Source organism: Enterobacter sp. PL_is511, assembly GCF_055816065.1.
On sequence record NZ_JBVPGP010000009.1, the window covers coordinates 21,053 to 29,283 of the forward strand.

Below are 8,231 nucleotides of genomic sequence, written 5' to 3' on the forward strand. Positions count from 1 at the left end.
CGACACCAGTGACCTGTTTGAGCGAGAATTACTCGTCTTCCAGTTCGATGTTGATACCCAGCGAACGAATCTCTTTCAACAGTACGTTGAAGGATTCTGGCATGCCCGGTTCCATCTGATGGTTGCCGTCCACGATGTTTTTATACATCTTGGTACGACCGTTCACGTCATCAGACTTAACGGTGAGCATTTCCTGCAGGGTGTATGCCGCGCCGTATGCTTCCAGCGCCCACACTTCCATCTCCCCGAAGCGCTGACCACCGAACTGTGCCTTACCACCCAGCGGCTGCTGAGTAACCAGGCTGTAAGAACCGGTAGAACGAGCGTGCATCTTGTCGTCGACCAGGTGGTTCAGTTTCAGCATGTACATGTAACCTACGGTTACCGGACGCTCGAACTGTTCACCGGTACGGCCGTCAAACAGCGTAATCTGACCAGACGTTGGCAGACCACCCAGTTGCAGCAGCTCTTTAATTTCAGCTTCTTTCGCACCGTCGAAGACCGGCGTTGCGATTGGCATACCTTTTTTCAGGTTCTCAGCCAGGCGCAGCACTTCTTCATCGCTGAAGGTATTCAGGTCGACTTTCTGACGCACGTCGGTACCCAGATCGTAGGCACGCTGGATGAATTCGCGCAGTTTCGCGACTTCTTCCTGCTGCTTCAGCATGGCGTTAATCTTGTCGCCGATACCTTTCGCAGCCATACCCAGGTGGGTTTCCAGGATCTGACCGATGTTCATACGAGACGGTACGCCCAGCGGGTTCAGTACGATATCTACCGGCGTACCGTTAGCATCGTGCGGCATATCTTCGATCGGGTTGATCTTAGAGATAACACCCTTGTTACCGTGACGACCTGCCATCTTATCACCAGGCTGGATCTGACGTTTAACGGCCAGATACACCTTAACAATCTTCAGCACGCCTGGTGCCAGATCGTCGCCCTGAGTGATTTTGCGGCGTTTCGCTTCGAGTTTTTTCTCGAACTCGTGTTTCAGTTCGTCATACTGCTCAGCCAGCTGTTCCAGCTGATTTTGTTTCTCTTCGTCGGTCAGGCCCAGTTCCAGCCAGCGATCGCGTGGCAGTTTGTCGAGCTTCTCAGCTTCAACGCCACCGGCAACCAGCACCGCATAGATACGGCTGAACAGACCCGCTTCGAGGATCTGCAGTTCTTCAGACAGGTCTTTCTTCGCCTGTTTGAGCTGCATCTCTTCGATTTCCAGCGCACGCTTATCTTTCTCAACGCCGTCACGGGTGAAGACCTGAACGTCGATAACCGTACCGGAAACACCGTTTGGTACGCGCAGAGAAGAGTCTTTAACGTCAGACGCTTTCTCACCGAAGATTGCACGCAGCAGTTTCTCTTCTGGCGTCAGCTGGGTTTCACCTTTAGGCGTAACCTTACCAACCAGAATGTCGCCGCCGGTCACTTCCGCACCGATGTAAACGATACCGGATTCATCCAGTTTGGAGAGCGCAGCTTCACCCACGTTAGGGATGTCAGCGGTGATCTCTTCTGGCCCCAGCTTGGTGTCACGGGACACACATGCCAGTTCCTGAATGTGGATGGTAGTGAAACGATCTTCCTGAACCACACGCTCGGAGACGAGGATGGAGTCTTCGAAGTTGTAACCGTTCCACGGCATGAACGCTACGCGCATGTTCTGACCGAGCGCCAGTTCACCGAGGTCGGTGGACGGGCCGTCTGCCAGCACGTCGCCGCGCTCAACTGGCTCACCCAGAGATACGCAAGGCATCTGGTTGATACAGGTGTTCTGGTTAGAACGGGTGTATTTGGTCAGGTTATAAATGTCGATACCTGCTTCGCCCGGATACATCTCGTCTTCGTTAACTTTGATAACGATACGGGATGCGTCGACGTACTGAACGGTACCGCCACGTTTAGCAACCGCAGTAACACCGGAGTCAACGGCAACAGCACGTTCCATACCGGTACCAACCAGCGGCTTATCAGCGCGCAGAGTTGGAACGGCCTGACGTTGCATGTTCGCACCCATCAATGCACGGTTGGCGTCATCGTGTTCCAGGAACGGGATCAGGGACGCACCGACGGATACCACCTGCTGGGTGGATACGTCCATGTAGTCAACCTGGTCGCGGCTGAACAAGCTGGATTCGCCTTTGCTACGGCAGGTAACCAGATCTTCTACAAAGTGGCCTTCGTCATCCAGGTTGGAGTTCGCCTGAGCGATAACGTAGTTGCCTTCTTCGATAGCAGACAGGTAATGAATTTCGTCGGTTACAACACCGTCGGTCACTTTACGATACGGGGTCTCAAGGAAACCGTATTCGTTCGTCTGTGCGTACACGGACAGGGAGTTGATCAGACCGATGTTTGGACCTTCAGGCGTTTCGATTGGACATACGCGACCGTAGTGAGTCGGGTGTACGTCTCGAACTTCAAAGCCTGCGCGCTCACGGGTCAGACCGCCTGGGCCGAGTGCAGAGATACGACGTTTGTGCGTAATCTCAGACAGCGGGTTGTTCTGGTCCATGAACTGAGACAGCTGGCTTGAACCGAAGAACTCTTTCACTGCTGCAGAAATCGGCTTGGCGTTGATCATATCCTGAGGCATCAGGGTATCCAGATCGCCCAGAGACAGACGCTCTTTCACCGCACGCTCTACACGTACCAGGCCAACGCGGAACTGGTTTTCCGCCATTTCGCCTACGGAACGGATACGACGGTTGCCGAGGTGGTCGATATCATCCACTTCGCCTTTACCGTTACGGATATCGATGAGCTTCTTCATCACTTCGATGATGTCGTCTTTGCTCAGGATACCGGAACCTTCGATCTCATCACGCAGCAGAGAACGGTTGAACTTCATACGACCAACCGCGGACAGATCGTAGCGGTCTTCGGAGAAGAACAGGTTCTCGAACAGGCTTTCCGCCGCTTCGCGAGTTGGTGGCTCACCAGGACGCATCATGCGGTAGATTTCTACCAGCGCACTCAGACGATCGGTGGTTGGGTCGACGCGAATAGTCTCAGAGATATACGCACCGTGATCCAGATCGTTGGTGAACAGCGTTTCGATACGTTTGTGGCCAGACTGGCTCAGCTTAGCCAGCAGATCCAGGCTCAGCTCCATGTTCGCCGGGCAGATCAGCTCACCCGTTGACTCGTCAACGTAATCTTTCGCGGCTACTTTTCCTGCAATGTACTCAACCGGAACTTCGATGAGTTTGATATCATCTTTTTCCAGCTGGCGGATGTGGCGCGCGGTGATACGGCGACCTTTTTCCACATACACTTTGCCGTCGGCTTCGATGTCGAACGACGCGGTCTCACCACGCAGACGTTCCGGCACCAGCTCCATCTGCAGCTTGTTGTCGCGGATTTCAAAGATCACTTTCTCAAAGAACAGGTCCAGGATCTGCTCAGTGGTATAGTTCAGTGCACGCAGAATGATGGTTGCAGGCAGTTTACGACGACGGTCGATACGGACAAACAGGTTGTCTTTAGGATCGAACTCGAAGTCCAGCCATGAACCACGGTAAGGGATGATGCGTGCGTTATACAGTACTTTACCGGAAGAGTGTGTTTTACCTTTATCGCTGTCGAAGAAGACGCCCGGGCTACGATGCAGCTGGGAAACGATAACACGCTCAGTACCGTTGATAACGAAAGTACCGTTGTCAGTCATGAGTGGAATTTCACCCATGTAGACTTCTTGTTCTTTAATGTCTTTTACGGTGCCTTCCGGCGCTTCGCGCTCGTAGATCACCAGACGCAGTTTTACGCGCAGCGGTGCGGAATAGGTCACGCCACGGATCTGACATTCCTGAACGTCAAACACCGGTTCGCCAAGGCGGTAGCTGACGTACTGCAGCTCGGAGTTACCGCTGTAGCTCTGAATCGGGAACACGGAGCGGAAGGCTGCTTCCAGACCGTACTGCCCTTCAGGATCTTGCTCGATAAACTTCTGGAACGAGTCAAGCTGGATAGAAAGGAGATATGGAATGTCCAGAACTTGTGGACGTTTACCAAAATCCTTACGAATACGTTTTTTCTCGGTATAGGAGTAAACCATAGGGTTCCTCAGCTCGCTGACAAGTCGACCCATCTGTCCGACGAAGGGACAGTTTGTGCAACACCATTTTGTGGACCGGAAAATTGAATACTTTCCGCAATACCTGTTGCTATCACGCTTAAATCATTTCGTCGCGATTTACACAGAGCGAGCACCCTGTCGCAATATATTAAGTCGTCGATAGAAACATGCATTGTCAGGACAATCAGCAGTCAAACAGTGTGAAATGCTACTGATGCCTTACAGCGCAAAAAGGCTGGTGACTAAAAAGTCACCAGCCATCAGCCTAATGACTTAGGCTGCAACCAGAAAAGTTGGCTTATTTAACTTCAACTTCAGCGCCAGCTTCTTCCAGAGATTTTTTCAGTGCTTCTGCGTCGTCTTTGCTCACGCCTTCTTTCAGCGCAGCTGGAGCAGATTCTACCAGGTCTTTAGCTTCTTTCAGACCCAGGCCAGTTGCGCCACGTACTGCTTTGATAACAGCAACTTTGTTAGCGCCAGCAGCTTTCAGAATTACGTCGAATTCAGTTTTTTCTTCAGCAGCTTCAGCCGGGCCCGCAGCTACAGCTACAGCAGCAGCAGCAGAAACACCGAATTTTTCTTCCATTGCAGAAACCAGCTCTACAACGTCCATTACGGACATAGCTGCTACTGCTTCAATGATTTGATCTTTAGTGATAGACATTTAAATTGTTCCTGAAAATCAGAATAAGTTTATACGTAAGCAAATGCTTTATAAAGATAACTGCGATTAAGCAGCTTCTTTCGCATCGCGAACAGCAGCCAGAGTGCGAACCAGTTTGCCAGCCGAAGCTTCTTTCATGGTTGCCATCAGGCGTGCAATTGCTTCTTCGTAGGTCGGCAGGGTTGCCAGGCGATCGATGTTCGATGCCGTGATCAACTCACCTTCAAAGGCTGCAGCTTTGACCTCAAATTTTGCATTCGCTTTCGCGAACTCTTTGAACAGACGAGCAGCAGCGCCCGGGTGTTCCATAGAGTATGCAATCAGGGTCGGACCAACAAACGTGTCTTTCAGGCACTCGAACTGAGTACCTTCAACTACGCGACGCAGCAGGGTGTTACGAACAACACGCATGTATACGCCAGCTTCACGACCTGCTTTACGCAGTTCAGTCATTTTGTCTACAGTAACGCCACGGGAATCCGCAACTACTGCAGACAGCGCGCCTTTGGCTACTTCGCTGACTTCAGCAACAATCGCTTGTTTGTCTTGAAGATTTAAAGCCATTAGCTTTGCTCCTGGATGTTTGCCGGAACTCATGTTCCGGAACTCACTTCACTCTTCCCAACGGAAAGAGCGTCTTAATACGGTGAGCAGAAACAAGCCAGAGTATCCAAAAATAATCTTAGCGTTCTGTCACCGTCTACGCAGGGGATTAAGTCTCTTGCGAAACACCTGCGGTCTTCGACGGAGGCCTGGATTAGGCCAGGCTCCAACGAACAAATCTTTTAGCCGCTAACTTTCGTTAGCAAACGTGGGGGTAAGATTGTAGACAAAATCACCGCCCACGTAAAGGCATTAGTTTGCAGCAGCGCTCAGGCCAGCCTGGTCAACTGCAACACCTGCACCCATGGTGGTGGAGATGCTAACTTTCTTGATGTACACGCCTTTTGCCTGAGTTGGTTTTGCTTTTTTCAGCGCAACCAGCAGAGCTTCCAGGTTTTCTTTCAGTTTGTCAGCGTCAAAGTCCACTTTACCGATGGTGGTGTGGATGATGCCGTTTTTGTCGTTACGATAACGAACCTGACCTGCTTTAGCGTTCTTAACCGCTTCAGCAACGTTAGGAGTTACAGTACCAACTTTCGGGTTTGGCATCAGGCCGCGTGGACCCAGAACCTGGCCGAGCTGGCCAACAACGCGCATTGCATCTGGAGAAGCAATAACAACGTCAAAGTTCATTTCGCCTTTCTTGATCTGATCAGCCAGATCTTCCATACCTACCAGTTCAGCGCCAGCAGCTTTAGCAGCTTCAGCGTTTGCACCCTGAGCAAATACAGCTACACGTACGGAACGGCCAGTACCGTGTGGCAGTACAGTTGCGCCACGAACGTTCTGATCGGATTTACGCGCGTCGATGCCGAGGTTAACGGCAACGTCAACGCTTTCAACGAACTTAGCAGTTGCCAGTTCTTTCAGCAGAGCGATAGCTTCGTTGATGTCGTACTGTTTGGTCGCATCAACTTTGTCACGGATCACGGACATGCGCTTGGTCAGTTTAGCCATTTCTTAGTCCTCCACTACCAGGCCCATGGAACGTGCAGTACCTTCGATTGAGCGAGTCATCGCTTCAATGTCGGCACCAGTCATGTCGGCAGCTTTGGTCTGCGCGATTTCCTGCAGCTGAGCGCGGGAAATTTTACCCACTTTGTCTTTGTTCGGTTTACCGGAACCAGACTTGATACCAGCCGCTTTCTTCAGCAGAACTGCTGCTGGAGGGGTTTTGGTAACGAAAGTGAAAGAACGGTCAGCGTAAACAGTGATTACGACTGGGATTGGCAGACCTTTTTCCAGGGATTCGGTTTTGGCGTTGAACGCTTTACAGAATTCCATGATGTTCACACCCTGCTGACCCAGAGCTGGACCAACTGGTGGACTTGGGTTCGCCATACCAGCTGCAACCTGCAGCTTGACGTAGGCTTGTACTTTCTTAGCCATTCTAAAATCCTCTGATTGGGTGATAGCGCCTCAGGGAGGCTCCCCGTGAATAAAATTCGTTTTACGGGCCGGGGCCCATAAAAACAAAAGGCGCGAAATTGTATTCCAATCTCGCGCCCTGTGCAACGATTAAATCGCCGCTTTTTTGATCGCTGCTTAGGCTTTTTCGACCTGCGCAAAGTCCAGCTCTACCGGGGTCGCACGACCGAAGATAGAAACAGAAACTTTCAGGCGGGACTTCTCGTAGTCCACTTCTTCAACGACGCCATTAAAGTCAGCAAACGGACCGTCGCTAACACGGACCATTTCACCCGGTTCAAACAGCGTTTTAGGACGCGGCTTATCACCCACCTGCTGCAGGCGGTTCATAATCGCATCAACTTCTTTGTCGCTGATTGGCGCCGGACGGTCAGACGTGCCGCCGATAAAGCCCATCACGCGCGGTACGCTGCGCACCAGGTGCCAGCTCGCGTCGTTCATCACCATCTGAACCAGCACGTAACCCGGGAAGAATTTACGCTCGCTTTTGCGACGTTGGCCGCCACGGATCTCAACCACTTCTTCGGTCGGAACCATAACTTCGCCAAATAACTCTTCCATGTTGTGTAATTTGATATGCTCACGCAGCGACGTTGCTACGCGGCCTTCAAAACCGGAAAACGCCTGAACGACGTACCAACGCTTTTTAGGGGCTTCAGACATCTTAGAACCTCAGGCCAGTAATAAAGGAAACCAGGCGAACCAGAATACCATCCAGTCCCCACAGGATCAGTGACATTACAGCGGTAACCGCCGCTACGATCAGCGTGGTGTGCAATGTTTCCTGGCGAGTCGGCCAAATGACCTTACGGACTTCGGTACGCGCTTCACGTGCAAAAGCAACGGTTGCTTTACCTTTAGTCGTCAACAGCGCGACACCGCCCGCTGCAGCAATCAGAATCACCACTGCCAGCGCGCGGAGCGGCAGCATCATGTCACGATAAAGATAGTTGCCAACGATTGCCACAATCAGCAGCACGGCAACAGCGACCCACTTCATCGCTTCCAGGCCGCGCCCGCTCCCTTGAGCTTCGGTATTCGCACTCATAAACCAACCTGTCAGAAGAATTCTACAAATAATTTCACCCCGCGATTGCGAGGCGAGCCAAATCGAAATAATCCCTTGGGATTATACGCTCTCTGCAGAGCCTGTCTCAGCAATGATTATGACAAAAATAATCACTGATGAGCCAGGTTCTGATGTGAAAGCGTGCAAAAAGGGCATCAAATGATGCCCTTTTCATGCGCATTGCGTCAAATGTTATCAGCGATTAGCCGAGAACTTTAGCAACCACGCCCGCGCCAACGGTACGGCCACCTTCACGGATTGCGAAACGCAGACCGTCGTCCATCGCGATTGGGTGGATCAGAGTCACAACCATCTTGATGTTGTCGCCTGGCATTACCATCTCAACGCCTTCTGGCAGTTCGATGGTACCGGTCACGTCAGTTGTACGG

The 8,231-nt window shown here is 51.7% G+C and carries 8 protein-coding genes; all 8 read right to left on the reverse strand.

What is annotated here, in order from left to right:
* Positions 1–28: 28 nt before the first annotated feature.
* The gene (gene rpoB / locus AC0TN7_RS00325) at positions 29–4,057 is read right to left on the reverse strand and encodes a DNA-directed RNA polymerase subunit beta (RefSeq protein WP_024908260.1); all 4,029 of its coding nucleotides are present in this window, start codon (positions 4,055–4,057) and stop codon (positions 29–31) included.
* A 319-nt stretch (positions 4,058–4,376) separates the two neighbouring features.
* Positions 4,377–4,742 (reverse strand): 50S ribosomal protein L7/L12, encoded by a 366-nt coding sequence (rplL, locus tag AC0TN7_RS00330; RefSeq protein ID WP_002445276.1) that lies wholly within the window; start codon positions 4,740–4,742, stop codon positions 4,377–4,379.
* A 66-nt stretch (positions 4,743–4,808) separates the two neighbouring features.
* Positions 4,809–5,306 carry a 50S ribosomal protein L10 gene (gene rplJ / locus AC0TN7_RS00335; RefSeq protein ID WP_005132895.1) on the reverse strand — a complete coding sequence of 166 codons (498 nt, stop codon included), beginning with the start codon at positions 5,304–5,306 and terminating at the stop codon, positions 4,809–4,811.
* Between the two features lie 291 nt (positions 5,307–5,597).
* Entirely contained in the window at positions 5,598–6,302 is a 705-nt protein-coding gene (gene rplA / locus AC0TN7_RS00340; protein WP_006810530.1) for a 50S ribosomal protein L1, read from the reverse strand.
* Between the two features lie 3 nt (positions 6,303–6,305).
* Entirely contained in the window at positions 6,306–6,734 is a 429-nt protein-coding gene (rplK, locus tag AC0TN7_RS00345) for a 50S ribosomal protein L11 (protein ID WP_008503452.1), read from the reverse strand.
* A gap of 156 nt (positions 6,735–6,890) precedes the next feature.
* Positions 6,891–7,436 (reverse strand): transcription termination/antitermination protein NusG, encoded by a 546-nt coding sequence (gene nusG / locus AC0TN7_RS00350; protein ID WP_002438628.1) that lies wholly within the window; start codon positions 7,434–7,436, stop codon positions 6,891–6,893.
* A gap of 1 nt (position 7,437) precedes the next feature.
* Positions 7,438–7,821 carry a preprotein translocase subunit SecE gene (gene secE, locus AC0TN7_RS00355; protein ID WP_014068449.1) on the reverse strand — a complete coding sequence of 128 codons (384 nt, stop codon included), beginning with the start codon at positions 7,819–7,821 and terminating at the stop codon, positions 7,438–7,440.
* 223 nt (positions 7,822–8,044) lie between these two features.
* A partial coding sequence (locus AC0TN7_RS00360) for an EF-Tu C-terminal domain-related protein (RefSeq protein ID WP_000308341.1) occupies positions 8,045–8,231 on the reverse strand: 187 nt, incomplete at its 5' end.

Excerpts from the sequence above, each read along its gene's own strand:
- rpoB (WP_024908260.1), bottom strand. The coding sequence starts at position 4,057 with ATGGTTTACTCCTATACCGAGAAAAAACGTATTCGTAAGGATTTTGGT.
- rplL (WP_002445276.1), bottom strand. The coding sequence starts at position 4,742 with ATGTCTATCACTAAAGATCAAATCATTGAAGCAGTAGCAGCTATGTCC.
- rplJ (WP_005132895.1), bottom strand. The coding sequence starts at position 5,306 with ATGGCTTTAAATCTTCAAGACAAACAAGCGATTGTTGCTGAAGTCAGC.
- rplA (WP_006810530.1), bottom strand. The coding sequence starts at position 6,302 with ATGGCTAAACTGACCAAGCGCATGTCCGTGATCCGTGACAAAGTTGAT.
- rplK (WP_008503452.1), bottom strand. The coding sequence starts at position 6,734 with ATGGCTAAGAAAGTACAAGCCTACGTCAAGCTGCAGGTTGCAGCTGGT.
- nusG (WP_002438628.1), bottom strand. The coding sequence starts at position 7,436 with ATGTCTGAAGCCCCTAAAAAGCGTTGGTACGTCGTTCAGGCGTTTTCC.
- secE (WP_014068449.1), bottom strand. The coding sequence starts at position 7,821 with ATGAGTGCGAATACCGAAGCTCAAGGGAGCGGGCGCGGCCTGGAAGCG.